Source organism: Arthrobacter sp. 210 2, assembly GCF_059093025.1.
In genome coordinates this window covers 543,360-561,989 of record NZ_JBNHIE010000002.1, presented here as the reverse complement: position 1 = coordinate 561,989, position 18,630 = coordinate 543,360, and the positions used below count along the sequence as shown (strand labels likewise).

Here is an 18,630-nt window from a genome sequence, read left to right as displayed (position 1 = left end):
ACCGGTGTTCGTCGCGTTCCTGGGCGTCCTGGGTGTGGCCTACGTTGCCGCTGTGGCCGAGATCCTTGCCCGGGGGCGGCGGTTCATGCTGCTGGCCGCCGGCGCCGGCACCAGCCTCACGGTCGGCTTCGCCCTGGCGTTTATGGGCACGTGGGAACTGGCATACGACGGACAGTCCTCATTCCTGGGTACTCCCCTGCCCACCAGCGACCCGGACAACTACTTCATTGGTGCCGCTGCCTCGTCCGTCGCCACCCTGCTGGTCCTGTTCCTCGGCGCCGCCTGGCCCGCCGGACGGCGGCGCGGCACCCCGAGCGGCAGGCAGTCCCCGGCACAGCGGCGTCCGGCCGCCACAACGGGGCGCCCTGCCGCAAGGAACACAGCAACAGCTCAGCGGGCCTCCGGTTCACGCGTTCCGGGGAGGGTGCCCGCGGCAGCCAAGCGGCCGTCGTCGTCCGTCCCGCCGGTCCGCACGCCGGCACCCAAGCCGGGTGCCGGTTCGGCACCCCGGCGCTGATGCCGCCGGCCGCCAACGGTGAGCACCGCCGTCGCCACCCCGCCCAGGAGCAGCAGCCCGCCGGCCAGTTCGGTGGGCGTCGGAACCTCCGCCAGCGCCAGCCAGGCAGCCGTCATCCCCACCACGGGGACCAGCAAAGTGAATGGGACAACGGCCGACGACGGGTGGTTGGCCAGGAGCCGGTTCCAGATTCCGTAGCCCACGAGCGAGGCAAACACCGCGGTGTAGAGGGCGCTGAGGATTGTGGGCGGCTGCAGGGTGGTGAGCGTGGCGATGACCTCGTCCGGGCCGTCGACGAGCAGGGAAAGCGCGGCCAAGGGCAACGGCACCACCGCACCGGACCAGACCACCAGGCCAAGTCCGGAGGCAGCCTTGGCCTTGCGGGCAATAACATTTCCGGCAGCCCAGGAGAGGGCCGCGGCCAGCACAATGAGCAGGGGCAACAGCGGTGCCACGGCGCTGCGCCCCACTGCAACCACCGCCAGGCCCGCCACGCCCAGGACAACACCTGCCAGCTGCCTGCGGTTCGGCCGCTCCCCCAGGAAGGCGGCGGCGAGGAGGACCGTCAGCAGCACCTGGGCCTGCAGCACCAGCGAGGCGAGGCCCGCCGGCATGCCCATGGCCATGGACAGGTACAGGAGGCCGAACTGGCCCGCGCTCATGAACAGCCCGACGCCGATGATCGCCTTCCAGCTGACGTCCGGTTTCCTGATGAAGAAGATCCACGGGAAGACGACGAGCACAAAGCGCATTGCCACAAACAGGAGCGGGGGCACTTCGTGGCCTTCGGGGTGGAGCCCGACGTCGATGGCAACGAAGTTCAGGCCCCACAGGACGGCAACCAGGGCGGCGAGGAGGGAATCTCGGAGGTTCACGCTCCCACTGTGTCAGAGCACGGGCACATTGCGGGGCTGCTGCGGGAAATCGCGGCCCCAACTGGGTAGCGCTATCTGCCGTTTAGAGTGCCCATAACGACACTTGGCGCGACCTACATGGGTCAATGGGCGCGGGGAACCTTGAATTTCGTGATGCGGGCGTCCTGTCCGTCCAGCTCCGCCCACGATTTTTCGGTCTCCAGAACGGTCAGTGCGCTGGTGGGAAAGCGGGTGGCGGCATCCATGTAGGCGTCGTGGTCGGAGTCCCGTGAGGCCAGGTGCATGGCCAGGTCCTGGACGCCCGGCAGGTGGGAGATCAGCATGAGCGTGGTGACGGTGTCCGGCACGTGGTTGATGACGGTGAGCATCCGCAGCGCCGAAGCAGCGTAGAGCCCGTCCTCCAGCTTGGGGGTGGGGGCCTTGTCGCCAAGTTCGGAGCACACCCAGGTGCAGGTCTGCCGGGTCCGCAGCGCGCTGGAGCACAGGATGAAATCCGGAACGATGTTGTGCTTGAGCAGCCAGCGCCCGGCCAGCGGGGCTTCCCGGTGCCCGCGCTCCTCGAGTGGCCGCTCATGGTCAGCCACGCCCCCGGGCCAGTCGGCCTTGGCATGCCGCATGATCACAAGCCGTCGAAGATGGTGCTCACTCATGCCCCAAGCCTAGTCGGCCCGGAAATTACGGGGCGCACCGACGGAGCCCAACCAGCCGCAGAGGCACATGCCCGGAGAGGCTGGGTAAACGCCAAAGGCGGCACATCCCGAAAGCGCCGTTGTTGCTGGGCCCACACTGCCAGGGTTCCCTGGCCGAGCTTGCGAGGCCAGGGAGGCGGTGGGGCGGTACGAGCGCAGGCGCAGAGGGATCGTGCCGCCTTAAGGCGTGCGAACAGGAGTACTAGATCGAGTATTCCGGAGCGGCCCAGACCACAACTTCGGGGTGCTCGTAGAACCGGTAGCCCTGGCCGCGGACGGTGCGGACGGTGTTGGCGAGGCGGCCCAGCTTGGAGCGGAGCCGGCGGATGTGGACGTCGATGGTGCGCTCGTTGGGCACTTCTTCGGCGTTGCGCCACAGGCCTTCGAGGAGTTCGTCGCGGCCCACGGTGCGGGTACCGTTCTCCACGAGGTAGTTCAGGAGCTCGAACTCCTTGAACGTGAGGTTGAGTGACTCGCCGTCGAGGTGCACTTCGCGGCGGGCGAGGTCGATGAGGACACCGGACGGGCGCGGCTCCTGCGGCTGCTGCGGACGGGGCGCCTCGGTGCGCTGGCGGGAGTTGACGGTGGGGTCGCCGAAGGTGGAACGGACGACGTCGAGCGCGGAACCGGGGGTGCCGGCGGGGGCAACGGCCACGGCCGCGTAGCTCTCGGCCCCGGTCACCAGGGACTGGGCGTAGGCGCGGATTTCCTGGGCGAGCTTGGCAATGGAGGTGCCTGCAGCGGCCGCGGTTTCCTCGTCGATGCCCATGTAGAGGACGAACCCGCGGGCCACGGTGTCGTTTGCGACGGGACGTACGGCGTTGGGTCCTGCTACTACAGGGGTGGGTGCGGTCACGGGCGCAGACTCGGCCGGCGGAACAGCGCGCAGCTGTCCGTAGGAGTTGGGGTTGTATCCCTGCGGGGCGTAGCCCTGGGCCGGGAAGCTGCTTCCGGATGACGGCGAGAGCGACGGGCGGGGCCCGAAGCCGGGGCGCAGACCGGAGGGCTGGCCGGCCTTGGCGGCGTTACGGACGGAAATGTGGACGTATCCGGATGCAACTGACATGGAATGCTTACCTCAATGTGAATGGCCGCAGTAGCGGCTCGAATGCTGGGTTTCCCCGCAATGCGAATTGGAGAGGGGCGCCCGACGCTGGGCTGGGGGGCGAATGCCTAGGAACTTCGGCGGGTGGGAAGGTCAGGCGTGCATTCGACAACAGCGCATGTCGGCAGCAGCTGATGTGCTGGGCCAATATTCTGCGGCTGCAGGTGCTGTTGAGTTCTTGTTCACATTGGAAGTGTGCAGCGTAACAATGGCAACTTGCAAGTAACAATGGACGCGATCGTCCGCATGGTGAGACAAAATGCTCCATTGTGGCGCAGATCACGATTCTAGAAGTGGCCAAAGAATAACGTTCGTTATCCGACAAAAGGCCATAAAAGGCGCGAAATCGGAACATTCTTCGCCCAAACACTGCTTTCCTACTTTTTTATTCAACTGAGGGACGAATCCCAAAATCAGCCTCCTTACTTTCCGGACGTGTCCAGCGGCGCGCGGACGGGGCAAGAAAAATTTTCAGGTGTGGGGCACCGAAAGCGCGTTATGGCTCCAGCAGCAGGACCGTAAGGAGTTCCGCACGAGCTGGTGAAAGTCCTGCAGCAGAAGGGGGGCAGTATTCAGCTGGCTAGGCTGGGATTCACAGCTTGGGCACAGGAAGCGCATAGCCCGGCTTAAACGAATGATCGGAGAGTTGTCCCATGGCCACTTCGCACTCCATGACCAACAACCTCCCCACGCTCTCGCACCCGGACGGCTCCCCCATCCGTGCCCTGGTGGTGGACGATGAGCCCAGCCTCTCCGAACTGATGAGCATGGGCCTGCGGATGGCCGGCTGGTCCGTCGCCGTGGCCGCCGACGGCCCGGAGGCGGTGAAACTCGCCAAGGACTTTCGCCCCGACGTGCTGGTGCTGGACGTGATGCTTCCCGGGTTCGACGGCGTCGAGCTGCTGGCCAGGATCCGCGCCTTTGCGCCGGAGGTGCCAGCGCTCTTCCTCACCGCCAAGGACGCTATCCAGGACCGGATCGTGGGCCTGGCCGCGGGCGGCGACGACTACGTCACCAAGCCGTTCAGCATGGAGGAAGTCCTGCTCAGGCTCTACCGCCTGGTGCAGCGTTCGGGGGTTGCTGCCATGGACACCGCCGAGCTGGTGGTGGGCGACCTTGTCCTCAACGTCGATACCCGGGAGGTCACCAGGGCGGGTGACGATGTCCAGCTCACGGCCACCCAGTTCGAGCTCCTCCGCTACCTGATGGAGAACCCCAAGAGGGTGATCAGCAAGGCGCAAATTCTGGACAGGGTGTGGGACTACGATTTCGGCGGCCAGGCCAACATCGTGGAGCTCTACATCTCCTACCTGCGCAAGAAGATCGATGCCGTGCACCCGCCCATGATCCACACCGTGCGCGGGGCCGGCTACGTCATCAAGCCGGCGGAGTAGGCGCCATGGTCTCCCCCGAAGCTCCGCAGTCCCATCGGCGGAGCTGGCTCAAACCCGCCACCTGGCACCTCCGCACCCGGCTGATCCTCCTGGCCATGGCCTTGCTGATCGCGATCTGCGGCGCTGTGGGAGTGGTCAGCTACGCGTCCATGGATGCCTTCCTGACACGGCAGCTTGATGAGCAGCTGAGCCAGGCTGCAGAAAGGGCCAATGATCCCGGCCGTCCGCCGATGGGCGGCTTCAACGGACGCGACCCGCTGGACGCGCGCGGGCAGAGCGTCGGCACGGTCAACGCCAGGATCCTCAACGGCCAGGTCAACAGCGGCGGCTTCCTGGCGTCAGACACCACCCGTTCCGCGCTGTCCACCGAGGACAAGGAAACCCTGCTGGCGCTGGCCGCCAACGCACAACCGGTGGACCGCGCCCTCTCCAACGGCAGCTACCGGCTCGTTGCGGTGAGAACAAATTTTGGCGATGTCCTGGTGACCGGGCTCCCCCTCACCGGCAAAGAAAGCACCCTCACGTCGCTGGTGTGGACCTTCGTCTTCGTCTCGCTGGGGGGCCTGCTGCTGGCGGGGCTGGCCGGAACCATCCTGATCCGGCGCACCATGAAGCCGCTGGAACAGCTCTCCGAGGTGGCCACCCGGGTGTCACAGCTGCCGCTCGACGCGGGTGAGGTGGCGCTGGCGGTGCGCGTGCCGCCGTCGAACTCCAACCCTGGAACGGAAGTGGGCAGCGTTGGCCATGCACTGAACCTCATGCTGGACAACGTGGCCAGTGCGCTGCAGGCACGGCAGAAGAGCGAGACCAAGGTGCGGCAGTTCGTGGCGGACGCATCGCACGAGCTGCGGACCCCGCTGACCGCCATCCGCGGCTACACCGAGCTGATGCGGATGACGGAGGACTTAACTCCGGACGGCCAGAAGTCGCTGGCCAGGGTGCAGAGCCAGTCCGAACGGATGACGGCGCTGGTGGAGGACCTGCTGCTGCTCGCCCGCCTGGACGAGGGGCAGCCCCTGAAACTCAGCGAAGTGGACCTCACGCAGCTCGTGGTGGAGAGCGTCAGTGACGAGAAGGTGATGGCCCCCGGACACACCTGGCGCCTTGAGCTGCCCGATGAGCCGGTGGTGGTCAACGGCGATGCCTCCCAGCTGCACCAGGTGCTGGTGAACCTGCTCTCCAACGCCCGCAAGCACACACCGTCCGGCACCACAGTGGTGACCGGCGTCGGCACCTCGCCCGAGGGTGCGGCGATCGTAACGGTAACGGACGACGGCGGGGGCATCCCTGCCGCATTCGTGGACCATGTCTTTTCACGCTTTGCCCGCGCAGACGCGGCCCGGAAAGGCTCGGGAGACCAGGCGGGAGCCTCCGCGGCCGAAGGCACCAGCGGCCTGGGCCTGTCCATCGTGCAGTCAATCGTGGAAGCCCACGGCGGCCGGGTAACGGTGACGTCACGGCCAGGCCATACGGAGTTCGCCCTGCAACTGCCACTCCTGCAGCAACAGGGGCAAGACGACGCGCCGTCGTCGTGATCTCCGTTACCTAAATGTGACTTAAGCGTTCCACTCCTGTACCGTCGATTGGGTGCGGTTCCCGTTCGGACCGCATATCCGGATGACGCCAAGCTCTGCCACTTCCCGGATCTCCCCGATTGACCAAGGCAGAGGCGGGGGACCCACCGTCCCGGGCATGTACCGCCCTTGGGGTTAAGCCAGCACGTGATCTTTCCGTGTGGCCGGATGCCCTCATCCGAACCCGACAGCTAACTCCGCAGGTGTGAGAGGCGATCAATCATGTTCAAATTCCCGGTAAAACCGCGCCCGAAAAACGGCTCTGACAGCAATGCGGAGCGCCCTGAAGGCAAGAACTTCACCTTTGGCCAGCGTGCCGCAGTCCTGGCAGCGTCCTGTGCACTGCTGGTCGGAGTAGGCGCCGCAGGCCAGGCCACCAATGCCATGACCACGGCCTCATCAAGCGCCCAGTCCACAGCGGATTCGGACGCGCAGATGAGCATCGAGAAGAGCGAGATCCGGTCCAACCCGGCCGAGTCACCCGCGCCCCCTGCGATCAACGTTGTGCCCCAGGCCGCGGAGCCGGCACCGGCCCCCGCACCCGAGCCTGCTCCGGCAGAACCTGCTCCGGCACCCGCCCCTGAACCCGCGCCCGCACCGGCACCGGCACCCGAGCCGGCTCCCGTCGTCGCGGTTAATGACCCCGCAGGTGCCCAGGCTTATGCAGCCGGCCAGCTGGCATCCTACGGCTGGGCCGCGGACCAGATGCAGTGCCTGGTGACGCTGTGGGACAAGGAATCGGACTGGACCACTACGGCCACCAACCCCAGCAGCGGCGCCTACGGCATCGTGCAGTCCCTGCCCGCCGAGAAGATGGCGAGCGCCGGGGCCGACTACCTCACCAACTACCGCACCCAGATCAACTGGGGCCTGAACTACATCCAGGAGCGCTACCAGTCCCCGTGCGGCGCCCTGAACTTCCACTACGCCAACAACTGGTACTAAGCCTGCGCTGCCGCCGTTGAAGCGGCACCAGTCTGTTGAAGCGGCCCTCTTCCGTTGAAGGGGGCCGCTTCTGTTGTAGGGGGCCACTTCTGTTGAAGCCCTTGTGTTGAAGCCGGCCCGGGGCCTGGTTTATTTTGAACCATGAAGTTCACTACCACCATCCAGGGCAGCGGCAATAAGACCGGCATTGAGGTTCCCGAGCATGTTGTGGAGGGGCTGGGGGCCGGCAGGCGGCCTCCGGTGGTGGTGACCATCAACGGCAAGAGCTACCGCAGCAGCATTGCGGCGATGGGCGGGCGGAACATGATCTCCCTCAGCGCCCATAACCGGGAGTTCACGGGGGTCTCCGCTGGAGAAACCGTGGACGTGGAGCTGGAACTGGACACCCAGCCGCGGATCGTGGAGGTTCCCGGGGACCTTGCGGCAGCGATGGCTGCGGAGCCGGCCGCACAGGAGTTCTACGCCACCCTCAGCTACAGTGCCCAGCGGCGGTATGTAGAGCCGCTGGATGACGCCAAGACACCGGAAACCCGGGGGCGGCGGATCGCCAAGGTTGTGGCGGACCTCAAAGCCGGAAAGAAATGACCGGCTGGCCGTTGCCTTCCGCATCCACGACGGCGGTGACACTGCTGTAGTCCGCGATGTGCAGCACGCCGTCCGGCAGCGGTCCGGTGTTTGGGCCCACAGCCACGGTGCGGATGCCCGCAGCAACGCCCGCGGCAATGCCGGCGGGGGCGTCCTCGAACACCAGCGCCTCCGCCGGCTCCGCTCCCAGGAGGGCTGCGGCCTTGAGGTAGCCTTCCGGGTCCGGCTTGCCGCGGCTTACCTGTTCGGCCGTGACTGCAATGGCCGGCATGGGCAGCCCCGCAGCGGCCATGCGGATGTCGGCCAGCACACGGTCGGCGGAGGTGACCAGCGCGACGGCGTCGGCGGGCAAGGCTGCCAGCAGCCGCGCCGCTCCGGCCAACGCCAGGATGCCGTCCGTCCGGACCCGCTCCATGGCCCCGAGCTCCGCAGCCAGGGCGTGAACATCAGCACCGGCAGGGGCAAAACGCCGGACCGTATCGATGGCCTGCACACCATGGGACGTCCGCAGGATCTCCTCGAAGTCCAGGCCGTAGCGCACGGCGAACTCACCCCAGACCTCTTCCACCACAGCGGTGGAGTCCACCAGCGTGCCGTCCATGTCGAACAGGACGGCACGGCAGGTCAGGGTTCGTTGGCTGGCGGGAGCGGAATGGCTCATGCTTCCCATCGTGCCCTAACGGCCGGGGATGTACTGCACCGCCCACCTGTTGCCGTCGGGGTCTGCGAAGTAGACAAAGTGGCCCCAGTCCTGCACATCAACGTCGCTGACATCCACCCCGTTGCCTTTCAGGTGCCGGTGCGCTGCCTCGATGTCGCTGACCACCAGCTGCAGGTTGGAGCCCGTGCCGGGAGCGGCGTCCGTGAGCCCGTCGCCGATGCAGATCGAACAGGCGGAGCCGGGCGGCGTCAGCTGGACAAAGCGGATGGAGTCCGTGGGCCGCTCGTCGAAATCGGCGTTGAACCCCACCTTGTTGACGTAGAAATCCTTGGCGCGGTCCACATCGGACACAGGGACATATACAAGTTCAAGTTTCCAGTCCATGGGCACAGGCTACGGCCGGGCCCGGGAATGCGGAAGGCTTCGCCCTTGCCCGGCTTGGCGGGAAGCCTCTACCGGAGCTTAGCGGGGCGAAGCTAGCCTGCGATGCCGTACAGGCGGTCGCCCGCGTCCCCAAGCCCGGGGACGATGTAGGACTTCTCGTTCAGCTTCTCGTCGATGGAGGCCAGGACGATGGTGACGTTGGCGCCGGACAGCTCCTCCTCCAGCTTGGCCAGGCCCTCGGGCGCCGCCAGCAGGCAGATGCACGTTACGTCGGATGCGCCGCGCTTGAACAGGAACTTGATGGCCTCGCGCAGCGTTCCCCCGGTGGCCAGCATGGGGTCCAGCACGAAGATCTGGCGGTCCGTGAGGTTCTCCGGGAGCCGCTCTGCATAGGTGATGATGTCCAGGGTTTCCTCGTCCCGGGCCATTCCCAGGAATCCCACCTCGGCGGTGGGCACCAGCTTGGTCATGCCCTCGAGCATGCCCAGGCCTGCGCGCAGGATGGGAACCACCAGCGGGGTGGGCTTGGTGAACGCGGTACCCACGGTGGTGCTGACGGGCGTCTCGATGGTGACCGGTTCCGTGCGGACCTCGCGGGTGGCCTCGTACGCCAGGAGCGTCACCAGTTCTTCCGTCAGCTGCCGGAAAACCGGGGACGGAGTGTTTTTGTCCCGGAGAACGGTGAGCTTATGGGCGACCAGCGGGTGGTCCACAACGAGAGTGCGCATGCGTCAAAACTATCATCCGGCGTTATCCTTGCCGCGTCCGCCGTGGCCCTCATGGTGCATGGCATCCGCCACGACATCGCGCACCACGGGGTGCTCGAAGGTGGGTGCCGGGCCTGCGTGCTCCCGGCGCCGGATCAGGTGGAACAGCCGGTGGGCCAGAATCACCATTCCCACCCAGGCGAGGCCCAGCAGCCAGCCGGCCATAACGTCCGTCAGCCAGTGGTGGCCCAGGAACACCCTGCTCAGGCCCATGGCGATGATGAAGATGACCCCTGCCGTGATGGCGGTGATCCGCGCCCAGAGCATCTGGAACTGCAGGCACATGATGTAGAGCAGCACACCGATCACCACCGTGGTGTTCAGGGTATGGCCGCTGGGGAACGACGGAGAGGACTCGTACGGCGGTACCGCTTCTGTGTGGTCCGGGCGGGTCCTGCCCACGAGCCGCTTGCCCACTGTGGTGGCCGTGGTGGACACCAGTGCCGCACCCCCGACCAAAATGATGGGCCGCCATGTCCTGCTCAGGAAGGTCAGCCAGGCCGTGAGGACGCTTGCCAGGATGGGCATGCCGACCCCGCCGCCCACATTCGTGAAGGCGGTGACAAAGGCGTCCGTTTCCGGGTTCCGCAGCGTCTGGAAGTATTCGAGGGCGGGAATATCCAGGCCCGCCAGCCCTTCCTCGTCCACCACGTCGGAATACACCTCGGTGCCCAGCGCGGCAAGGCTGACCACCAGGGCTCCGCCAATGATCAGCGTCAGCCACAGGGCCGCATACGGCTTGATCCACTGGTCCACGCGGTCTCGGACGGTGCTCATGTGTGCCTCCCGGCGGATGTTCGTCACGGGCTCTGGGTATCCTTCGAAACTATCATTGAGCCATGGTCTCCGCTGAAAAACACGACACGTGGATGGGGCTTGCCCTCACGGAAGCCCGCCGTGCCCTTGCTACCGAGGACGTGCCTATCGGCGCCGTGGTGTTGGGGCCCGACGGCGCCGTGCTGGGTTCCGGACGGAACCAGCGGGAGGAGCTCGGCGACCCCACCGCCCATGCCGAGGTGGTTGCCATCCGCCAGGCTGCGGAGCGGCTGCGGGAGCGTGCGCTGATCGACGGCGGCCAGGCGGACGGCTGGCGGTTGTCCGACTGCACGCTGGTGGTCACCCTCGAACCGTGCGCCATGTGTGCCGGCGCCATTGTCCTGGCCCGGATTCCCCGGGTGGTTTTCGGGGCGTGGGATGAAAAGGCGGGAGCGGCGGGCTCCGTGTTCGACGTCCTGCGCGAGCGCCGCCTTAACCATTGGGTGGAGGTCTATCCAGGCGTACGGGAAGCGGAGTGCGCGGTGCTGCTGCGCGATTTCTTTGCCGGGCACCGGAGCCGGCTTTAGCATCTGTCAGACGGCCGGTAAGGTCAGGCGGCCATGCCAGATCCGCCAAAGAGTTGTTCCGCCCGGCGGATGAGGTGTTCCGGGACGTCTGCGGCAGAGCCCCAGTTCCTGCCCCGGCCCAGGAAGACGGCGGTACCGCGCGGCACCACCACGTCATCCACGCCGCACTCCTGCATCAGTCGGGCGGCCCGGGCATTGACGGGATGGTTCGCGGAGTGGCCTTCGGCGTTCAGGTAGACGCACCAGTCGCCGCGGATGACGTCCTCCAGGACCCCGCACACCAGGCCTTCAAGGACCTCCGGGTTGTATTCCAGGCGCTCAACGCGGACAGCCTCGGCGTCGTCGTCCGGGATGATCAGTGCCGTGTACTTCGTGGTGTCCACCATGTTTGTCTCCACCAGCGTTAACACCAAAAAGCTAGGTTGTGTTCCCCGATTCAGCGGGGCGCCTAACGGGCGGACGTGCCTTTTGGGCCGGGTGTGGCGAGGGCCTCCAGGACAGTCTCCGCGGTCCGGTTCCAGTCCGGCAGGCGGGTCCGGGCTTCCATGGCGGCCCGCCGCCATGCCTGACGGATGTCCGGGTCCCCGAGCCAGCCGCGCAGCACCTCAGCCAGCCTGGCCGGGCCCTCCCGGTCGCCCGGCACAAGGGGCACTGCCACTCCGGGAAGCCGGGGGCCGCCGTCGTCATCCGCCAGTCCGGCAAGCCCCAACGCTTCCACCGCTCCCGTCCCCTGGCGCACTACCACCGGAAGGCCCCGGGCAAGCGACTCTGTAACCACCATTCCGAACGCCTCAGCCCGGGACGGCAGGAGGCTCAGGTTGGCAGCGTCCCACTCCCGGTCCAATTCTTCGCCCACCAGCTCGCCGGTCAGCCGCACCCGCTCCTCCAATCCGTAGGCGGCGATCGCGGCCCGCACCTTCCCCGCGTATTCGGGGTCGGCCTGGTCGGACCCAACCAGCGCCGCCGTCCACTCAAGGTCCTGGATCCGGGATAACGCATCAACCGTCAGCAGCTGGTCCTTGTTGGGCAGGAGGGCGGCCACGGCAATCATGTGGGGTGGCCGGGAACCGGAAGCAACAGGTGCGGGATCCACGCCGGGCAGTGCGACCCTGATGCCGTGAAGCCCGTGCCGCTGCGTCAACGTGGCCGCTGTGCTGCTGCTGGTGCTGATGAGGCCGGAAGCGGCGCGAAGAGCGCGCGCCTCCCGCTTCCATGCGGGCCCGCCAGGGCCATCGGGCACTGTCATGTGGAGCAGCACCCAAGTCTCGTGCCCTGCCTTGGCTGCAAACTCCATCTCGTCCGGGGCACCCACGGCCACCAACCCGTCCACGATGACCACCGCCGGCCCCCGTCCCGCCTCCGGTTCCCACGCCCCGAGAAGCGTGCCCAGCCGGCGTCGATCCTTCGCCGAGGCCTCGGGCCAGGATCCTTCCACGGCCAGCACCTCGACGTCGGTTCCCAATCCCTTCAGCCCTTGCACCATCCGGGCGTTGTAGGCGTTCCCGCCGGAATGATGGTGGATGTTGCCGGGGACCAGCAGGTGGATGGGTCGCATGGATCAGGCGGAAAGGTCCAGCGAGAAGGTGGCCCACGCGTCCGGGTTCTCGCGGAGGGTGACGTCGATGCCTTCAAGGTGGCGGCCGTCGTCGTGATCTTTGATCTTTTCGGCGACCGACTGGGCGATGTACCGGGCGAGCGCTTCCGTGGTGCTGAGCTTGCCGGCGAAGTCGGGATGTTCGTCCAGGTTGCGGTAGTTCAGCCCTGCCAGCACCTCCTCGATGACCGTGCCTGCGGCGCCGATGTCCAGGACGATGGCGTCATCATTAAGGGCACGACGGCGGAACGCCACTTCCGCGACGAAGGTTGCGCCGTGCAGGGCCTGGGCGGGGCCGAAGGCCTCCCGAGGCAGGCTGTGGGCGATCATGAAGTGGCGGCGGACGGTCAGGCTGAACATGGATTACCTCGTGGCTTGGGAGTCGATGGGCGGGGTGGGCTTATTGGTGTCCTGGCTGTTTCAGGCGTCCTGGCTGGTGCCCTGGCTGGCGGCCTGCCTGCTGTCCTGCGGGTACTCGATGACGTGGCAGAGCGCCTCCAGGGTTCCGTCGGCCAGGCCCTGCACCACATTCGGCAGCTCGTCGAACGGCGACGAACCGGTAAGGAAGGCGTCGAACACCGGATCAGCCAGCAGGGAGACGGCCAGGTCCAGGCGGTCCGCGTTGGTCCGGCGGTGGCGGCGGGCGCGTGCCACCACCCCTACCTGGCTGGCCCTGATGGACAGGCGGCGGGCGTGGAAGTCCTCCCCCAGCGGCAGGGTGACCTCACGGTTCGCGTACCAGGACATTTCGATAACGTCCCCTTCGTCGCCCGCCAGCTGCAGGCTGCGTTCCAGGCCCTCCTGTGAGGCGGAGCAGTGGAACACAATGTCGCAGTCGGCCAAGGCGTCATCGGGGTGGGCGAAATCAACCTCCAACGCATCCGCCAACTGTTTCCTGCCGGGGTCCAGGTCCACGAGTTGCAGGCGGTCCAGGGGGAAGGTGCGCAGGAGCGTGGCCACCATGCCGCCCACCAGGCCTGCCCCTACCACTGCAACCCGGTCCCCCAGCCGAGGTCCGGCTTCCCAGAGCGCGTTGACTGCGGTTTCCACCGTTCCCGTGAGGACGGCGCGCCGGGCGGGGACGCTATCAGGAATCCTTGTCAGGTCGCCAACCGGAACGATGTAGCGGTCCTGGTGCGGGTTCAGGCAGAACACGCGCTGGCCCTTCCAGTCCTCCGGCCCGTCCTCAACCACACCTACCGACAGGTATCCGAATTTCACCGGCCCGGGGAACTGCCCCTCCTGGTGCGGAGCCCGCATTTCCTTGGCGACCCGTGGCGGGACAGCGCCGTGGTGGACCACCATTTCGGTGCCCTTGCTGATGCCGGAGTAGAGGGCGCGGACGAGGGCCTCGCCGGGGCCGGGGGCCGGCAGTTCCTCGGACCGGAGCTCGCCGTGTTCACGTTCGGTGGTCCAGTAAGCGGTGGCGTGGACGGGATTCTGCGCGTTAGTCATTGTGCTGATGAATCTAGCTGGACCGATGGGCGCGGGGAAAGTCTGACACCCAGGGCGTGCCTCTTCTCAGAAGTTGTGTCCGGTGCAGCTTAGGAACGTCCGCCCGCGGCAGGACCGCTAGGCCCCCCGCATAACCGTTAGGCAGAGTCGCTAGGCAGAACCGGCCGCTAGGCAGACAGTCGCTTCAGTATCGCCTCTTCGAAAAGGCTTCTGTCCCCGGGCAGGCATCCTCGAGGCCATTGGGGTGGTTCCCAGTCCTGGTGTTCGCTTTTGTATCTTCGGCCTGAGGGTGAGATCCAGCCGGGTGGTTCGTTTTTGGTGGCCGGGGTGGGTGTCCAACCGCTGGTGTGCCTGAGGCGATGGTGTTTGCGGCAGGGCTGGCCCAGGTTTGATATTCCGGTGGTCCCGCCGTGATGCCACGCCAAAAGGTGGTCCGCCTCGTTGTCCAACGAGTTGTTGCTGCAACCCGGGAACGGGCACTTCCCGTCCCTCAAGCGCAGCCACCGGCGGATAGCCTTCGTAACCCGGTAACTGGTCCTGCCGATTTCCAGCGGCGCCCCGTCCCGCGGATCCACCAGCACCCGGTAAAACGAGCCAGCCCCGTCCGCGACCAACTTCCTTGCCATCGACGCCGGGATGGGTCCGTGCCCGTCGAGCATCGCCGGTTCATCCGTCAGCCCCATAAGCGAAAACACGGGCACCGTAACCAGGACCTCCGCGTGCGGAGTGCGGACCTCCCCCACCGCACCGTCGGGGCGCTGCCCGTTCTGCCCGTTGCGCCCGTCCTGTCCGTTGCTGAGGACGGCGTCGGCGAAGATGTCGGCGCAGAGCTGGGGCAGGGTCCGGGACTCGTCCGGGCCCTGCAGGCCCCGGGCGATGGCCGTGGTGCGGTTCCACATCGCCGACGCGGTGTCAGCAGGCAGGTAGGCGTGGAACCAGGCCATCCCGTCCAGGTCAGGACGGTGTTCCACCCGCCGCTCCGCGACACTCCGAGCGTGGCGCTTCTCAAGGGATTCAGGGTGGTGGCGTTCCCGCCAGGTCCGGGCCTTGTGCCGGAACCGGTGCGGCACCAACTCACCCGGCCCCGCACACCCGCGGGCCGGAATAGGTGCGTCCGGGCCCAGGAAGTGCGCCTCCAACGCCGCCGCCCCGGCCCGGCCCAGGGTGGCGGTTTCCTCCACCATCGCCTTCGCGTGCGCCCACGACAAGCTCCCGTCCTGCAACCCCGCCAAGGTCAACGGCAAAACATTGGCCAGCACCTGCGACTGGTCCAGCAGCACCCCGGCGGCTCTCGCGCCAATGGTCAACACACCGGCGACCTCGGCGACCACCGCCATCTCCTGCGCCTGCGCCGATACAGCCGCCGGCGTCACCGCCCGGTCGCTCTCCGCATAGGCCGCCACAGCCTGGACCTTCAACCCCGCCAGCCGCGCCTCACACCCCGCAACACCGGCAAGGATATCCAGACAACCATCCGCCAAACCACGCAACGGATCAGCCACCGAAAACGGCTCCAAACCCGCCCCAGCCACCTCCGCAGCCAGCACAGCAAGAGCGGCATCGATATCCGCAAATGCCCTCACCACCGCCGCGCTTCCCATAAAAACATCATCCCGCGAGGGTCTGACAATGCGAGCGGCCACAGGGCCTCACCCGCCTGACCGCCCGTTTTGGGGATGTGCGCCTCGCTCCGGTACCCTATTGAGGTTGGTGACGTGTCCGAGCGGCCGAAGGTGCAACACTCGAAATGTTGTTTGGTGTAAAAGCCAACGTGGGTTCAAATCCCACCGTCACCGCCAATGAGAAGGCCCGTTTCCCTGACAACCAGGGAAACGGGCCTTTTGCTTTGTCCCGGAGGGGTTGATGGGTTCCAAGCCCCGGCGTAAAGTCCACGACGTCACGGGAGCGAGGAACAGGCCATGGGGCAACTGATCATTCAGGACTTCGTCAGCGCCGACGGTTTCGCCGCAGACGCCAACAATCAGTTCACCTTCTACGAATATCTGGACGGGGGCACCGCTGAGTTCGACCGCAGCCAGCTGAAGTGGCTTAAAACGGTGGACACGATGGTCCTCGGGGCAAACACCTACCGGGAGTTCGCCGAGTACTGGCCAACCCCGGCCTCCAAGGACGAGATCATCGCCCCGTCGCTGAACGGACTCCGGCGCGTCGTTTTCTCCCGCCACCTGGCAAAGGCGCCATGGGGAGATATGACGGAGGCCGCCGTCGAATCCGGCGACGCCATCGAGGCGATCAAGCGGATCAAGGGCGAGACCGACGGCGATATTGTCGTCTGGGGCAGCCTGACCCTGGCGGAAACATTCCTGGCCGCGGGTGTCGTGGACTCGGTGAGGCTCGTAGTGATGCCGATTGCGATCGGCGCGGGCCGGAGTGTGTTTCCGTCCGGGCAGGACCCGAGCGTGCTGAAGCTTCAGAGCGCAACAATGTATGACCAGGGGTTGGTCGAGCTGGTATACGGAATGCGGGCGATGAACGAATAGCTCACCCAGGAAGCGGCTGGCCTAGAGACGAGCATCGAAGCCTTCAGCCACCGCCCCATCCTAACGACGAACGTCCCAACCGGATCGCAGCACGTGTCGTTTCGAGGGCTCCCAACGACACTTGCTGCGGCTGGATTGGGCAAGGGGTTGCCGGAGCGGGCTTGCCTAAAGGTGGACCGCCGGCGCGTCGGAGGAAGCAGCGCCGCTGAACGTCTTCCGGCTGATGTCGATCAGCAGCAGGGCGATCGGTGCGGCCAGGATGGCCAGGCCTGCCGCCCAAAGGAACACGGCGGAGTAGCCGGCCGACAGGGCCGCCAGCTGCGTGCCTCCTGCCGCGGCCGTTACCGCCGCGGCAATGGTGCTGAAAAGGGCAATCCCCAGGGAGCCGCCGATTTGCTGGGACGCGTTGACAAGGGCACTCGCCACGCCGGCGTCGTCCTTGTCCACTCCAAAGAGCGCAAGGTTCTGCATGGGAACGAAGACCATGCCCAGGCCGATACCCAGGAGGATCAGTGCGGGCAGCATGGTGACCGCATAGCTGCCGTCTGCTGTGACCTGCGTCAGCCACAGCATGGCTGCAGCCATGAACACCGGGCCTACGGCAGAGGGGATTTTCGCTCCCAGCACCGGAAGGTTCCGGGCGACGATGCCTGCAGTGACGATCAGCACCACCGTCATGGGCAGCGATGCGATGCCCGCGATGAACGGGGCGAACCCCAGCACAATCTGGATGTAGTAGTTGATGAACAGGATGCCGCCGATGAGGACGGCGCCGGCCAGGAAAGAGGCACAGAACGCCGCGGCCCGGTTGCGTTCCGTTGCCACGCGGAGGGGCAGCAGGGGGTGCTGCACCTTCTTTTCGACGACGACGAACAGCACCATCAGCACCACACCGGCCAGGATGAAGCCCCACGCCTCCGGCGCACCCCAGCCATGCTCGGCGTTGGTGAAGCCAAACACGAGGGAGCCCAGGCCAAGCGCGGCCAGCACGACGCCCGGCCAGTCGTACCTGGTGGAGCCCCCTGCCCTGCTCTCGCTGACCCGCCGCCCAACGCCCAGCAGGGCAACCACTGCGATGGGGACGTTGATAAAGAAGCACCAGCGCCAGGAAACATAGTCCGTCAGGAAGCCGCCCAGCAGGACGCCCACGGCTGCCCCCACACCACTGATGGAGCCGAAGATGGCAAAGGCAGTCCCGCGCTCCTTCCCGCCCGAAAAGGAAACGGTCAACAGTGCCAGGGCCGCAGGTGCCAAAAGTGCCGCGAACAGCCCTTGCAGGGCCCGCGCTCCGATGAGCTCCCACGGCTGCTGGGCGATTCCGCCCAGGAGGGACGCTGCGGCGAACCCGGCCGCTGCCAGGATGAAGGTGCGCTTCCGCCCCCAGAAGTCCGCGATCCGTCCGCCCAGCAGCAGGAACGCTCCCAGCGCGAGTGCGTATGCAGTCACCACCCACGAGCGGGTGGAGTCGCTGATGCCCATCTCCACCTGCAGGCGGGGCAACGCCAGGTTAACGATCGTGCCGTCCAGAACCACCATGAACTGGGCAAGCGCAAGGAAAACCAGCGCCCACCACTTCCCTTTTTCCTTGCTCCGAGGCTGAACCTCAGCCGGTGCTAACGGTGTAGCCACGCGCGTCTCCATTTTCTATTTCACTAATACTTACATAAGTATAAGTGTTTGGCGGCGGAGTGCTGAGCGGATTCGGTGTTATTCCGGTTACTCCGGCTCGGCCAGCAGGGACGCCAGGCGCTCCAGCACGGGAGCTGCGGCCATGAGCTGCTCACGCTCCGCGGGCAGCAGCCTGCTGCTGGCCGCGGCGAGGGTATTGGCCCAGGCCCCCTCCAGGAGAGCCTTGATCCGGACGGCTTCGGGCGTGGGATGCAGGGCAACGTACCTCTTGTCTGAGGCATCGCGCGTCCGGGTGACCAGCCCGAGTGCCACCAGTTCGCGCAGTTGCGCGCTGACGTTGCTCAACTGCCGGCCCAGGCGGGCGGCGACGTCCGCCACCGTGATTCCAGGATGCCGCTCGATGACGCGGATGACGTCAAGCACCCCACTGGACAAGGGCAGCACCCCGGTCCCCTCATGGGATTTCCGCCGTACCTCAAAGGAGATGTCGAGGACCGCCACCGCCAGTGGCCGGTGGTCCAGCGGCGCTGCTTCTTCGTGAGGGGGCGTGGACTGGCGCATCCTTCAAGCATAGGAGAGCCCGGCGCGAACCTTTCCAGGACGGCTTACCAG

20 protein-coding genes, 1 tRNA gene and 1 riboswitch are annotated in these 18,630 nt (G+C 66.4%); of the genes, 7 read left to right on the top strand and 14 right to left on the bottom strand.

Features of this window, described 5'->3' with window-relative positions:
• Positions 1 to 390: 390 nt before the first annotated feature.
• The 3 genes from AC5RWA_RS07090 to AC5RWA_RS07080 form a co-directional block, all read right to left on the bottom strand.
• Entirely contained in the window at positions 391 to 1,392 is a 1,002-nt protein-coding gene (locus AC5RWA_RS07090; RefSeq protein WP_494057051.1) for an EamA family transporter, read from the bottom strand.
• Between the two features lie 122 nt (positions 1,393 to 1,514).
• Positions 1,515 to 2,042: a SixA phosphatase family protein gene (locus AC5RWA_RS07085; protein WP_476247422.1), complete on the bottom strand. Its 528-nt coding sequence runs from the start codon at positions 2,040 to 2,042 to the stop codon at positions 1,515 to 1,517.
• 241 nt (positions 2,043 to 2,283) lie between these two features.
• Positions 2,284 to 3,147 carry a winged helix-turn-helix domain-containing protein gene (locus AC5RWA_RS07080; RefSeq protein ID WP_494057050.1) on the bottom strand — a complete coding sequence of 288 codons (864 nt, stop codon included), beginning with the start codon at positions 3,145 to 3,147 and terminating at the stop codon, positions 2,284 to 2,286.
• 692 nt (positions 3,148 to 3,839) lie between these two features.
• On the opposite strand from AC5RWA_RS07080, the gene AC5RWA_RS07075 reads away from it, so the two are divergent.
• From AC5RWA_RS07075 to AC5RWA_RS07060, 4 genes are all read left to right on the top strand, one after another.
• Entirely contained in the window at positions 3,840 to 4,580 is a 741-nt protein-coding gene (locus AC5RWA_RS07075; RefSeq protein ID WP_494057049.1) for a response regulator transcription factor, read from the top strand.
• A gap of 5 nt (positions 4,581 to 4,585) precedes the next feature.
• Entirely contained in the window at positions 4,586 to 6,115 is a 1,530-nt protein-coding gene (locus AC5RWA_RS07070) for a HAMP domain-containing sensor histidine kinase (protein ID WP_494057048.1), read from the top strand.
• Between the two features lie 103 nt (positions 6,116 to 6,218).
• Positions 6,219 to 6,371: riboswitch (cyclic di-AMP (ydaO/yuaA leader) on the top strand.
• A 5-nt stretch (positions 6,372 to 6,376) separates the two neighbouring features.
• Complete coding sequence (locus AC5RWA_RS07065) at positions 6,377 to 7,099, top strand: aggregation-promoting factor C-terminal-like domain-containing protein (RefSeq protein WP_494057047.1); 723 nt, start codon at positions 6,377 to 6,379, stop codon at positions 7,097 to 7,099.
• Positions 7,100 to 7,240: 141 nt separating this feature from the next.
• Positions 7,241 to 7,684: a YdeI/OmpD-associated family protein gene (locus tag AC5RWA_RS07060; protein WP_494057046.1), complete on the top strand. Its 444-nt coding sequence runs from the start codon at positions 7,241 to 7,243 to the stop codon at positions 7,682 to 7,684.
• Here the strand turns inward: AC5RWA_RS07060 and AC5RWA_RS07055 are convergent.
• The 4 genes from AC5RWA_RS07055 to AC5RWA_RS07040 form a co-directional block, all read right to left on the bottom strand.
• The gene (locus tag AC5RWA_RS07055) at positions 7,665 to 8,345 is read right to left on the bottom strand and encodes an HAD-IA family hydrolase (protein WP_494057045.1); all 681 of its coding nucleotides are present in this window, start codon (positions 8,343 to 8,345) and stop codon (positions 7,665 to 7,667) included. The genes AC5RWA_RS07060 and AC5RWA_RS07055 overlap by 20 nt on opposite strands.
• Positions 8,346 to 8,360: 15 nt before the next feature.
• Positions 8,361 to 8,729 carry a glyoxalase superfamily protein gene (locus tag AC5RWA_RS07050; protein ID WP_494057044.1) on the bottom strand — a complete coding sequence of 123 codons (369 nt, stop codon included), beginning with the start codon at positions 8,727 to 8,729 and terminating at the stop codon, positions 8,361 to 8,363.
• Positions 8,730 to 8,821: 92 nt separating this feature from the next.
• Positions 8,822 to 9,457 carry a uracil phosphoribosyltransferase gene (upp, locus tag AC5RWA_RS07045; RefSeq protein ID WP_079598319.1) on the bottom strand — a complete coding sequence of 212 codons (636 nt, stop codon included), beginning with the start codon at positions 9,455 to 9,457 and terminating at the stop codon, positions 8,822 to 8,824.
• Positions 9,458 to 9,469: 12 nt separating this feature from the next.
• The gene (locus AC5RWA_RS07040; protein ID WP_079598344.1) at positions 9,470 to 10,273 is read right to left on the bottom strand and encodes a phosphatase PAP2 family protein; all 804 of its coding nucleotides are present in this window, start codon (positions 10,271 to 10,273) and stop codon (positions 9,470 to 9,472) included.
• A 62-nt stretch (positions 10,274 to 10,335) separates the two neighbouring features.
• On the opposite strand from AC5RWA_RS07040, the gene tadA reads away from it, so the two are divergent.
• Complete coding sequence (gene tadA / locus AC5RWA_RS07035) at positions 10,336 to 10,839, top strand: tRNA adenosine(34) deaminase TadA (protein ID WP_115525913.1); 504 nt, start codon at positions 10,336 to 10,338, stop codon at positions 10,837 to 10,839.
• Between the two features lie 23 nt (positions 10,840 to 10,862).
• Here the strand turns inward: tadA and AC5RWA_RS07030 are convergent, their stop codons facing one another.
• The 5 genes from AC5RWA_RS07030 to AC5RWA_RS07010 form a co-directional block, all read right to left on the bottom strand.
• Positions 10,863 to 11,225: a hypothetical protein gene (locus AC5RWA_RS07030; protein WP_079598321.1), complete on the bottom strand. Its 363-nt coding sequence runs from the start codon at positions 11,223 to 11,225 to the stop codon at positions 10,863 to 10,865.
• A 62-nt stretch (positions 11,226 to 11,287) separates the two neighbouring features.
• Positions 11,288 to 12,394, bottom strand: coding sequence for a glycosyltransferase family 4 protein (locus tag AC5RWA_RS07025; protein ID WP_494057043.1), 1,107 nt, complete (start codon positions 12,392 to 12,394; stop codon positions 11,288 to 11,290).
• A gap of 3 nt (positions 12,395 to 12,397) precedes the next feature.
• Positions 12,398 to 12,793, bottom strand: a complete 396-nt coding sequence (locus AC5RWA_RS07020; protein WP_079598323.1) for a 6-pyruvoyl trahydropterin synthase family protein — start codon at positions 12,791 to 12,793, stop codon at positions 12,398 to 12,400.
• 60 nt (positions 12,794 to 12,853) lie between these two features.
• Positions 12,854 to 13,888, bottom strand: a complete 1,035-nt coding sequence (locus AC5RWA_RS07015; RefSeq protein ID WP_494057042.1) for a zinc-dependent alcohol dehydrogenase — start codon at positions 13,886 to 13,888, stop codon at positions 12,854 to 12,856.
• Between the two features lie 167 nt (positions 13,889 to 14,055).
• Positions 14,056 to 15,489, bottom strand: a complete 1,434-nt coding sequence (locus AC5RWA_RS07010; RefSeq protein ID WP_494057041.1) for an HNH endonuclease signature motif containing protein — start codon at positions 15,487 to 15,489, stop codon at positions 14,056 to 14,058.
• Between the two features lie 108 nt (positions 15,490 to 15,597).
• Here AC5RWA_RS07010 and AC5RWA_RS07005 point away from each other — a divergent pair.
• Both AC5RWA_RS07005 and AC5RWA_RS07000 read left to right on the top strand, forming a co-directional pair.
• Positions 15,598 to 15,687 (top strand) — tRNA-Ser (locus AC5RWA_RS07005).
• Between the two features lie 120 nt (positions 15,688 to 15,807).
• Positions 15,808 to 16,389, top strand: a complete 582-nt coding sequence (locus AC5RWA_RS07000; protein ID WP_494057040.1) for a dihydrofolate reductase family protein — start codon at positions 15,808 to 15,810, stop codon at positions 16,387 to 16,389.
• Between the two features lie 165 nt (positions 16,390 to 16,554).
• Here the strand turns inward: AC5RWA_RS07000 and AC5RWA_RS06995 are convergent, their stop codons facing one another.
• Positions 16,555 to 18,018: an MFS transporter gene (locus AC5RWA_RS06995; RefSeq protein WP_494057039.1), complete on the bottom strand. Its 1,464-nt coding sequence runs from the start codon at positions 18,016 to 18,018 to the stop codon at positions 16,555 to 16,557.
• Between the two features lie 87 nt (positions 18,019 to 18,105).
• Positions 18,106 to 18,579, bottom strand: a complete 474-nt coding sequence (locus tag AC5RWA_RS06990; RefSeq protein ID WP_115525878.1) for a MarR family winged helix-turn-helix transcriptional regulator — start codon at positions 18,577 to 18,579, stop codon at positions 18,106 to 18,108.
• Positions 18,580 to 18,630 lie beyond the last annotated feature (51 nt).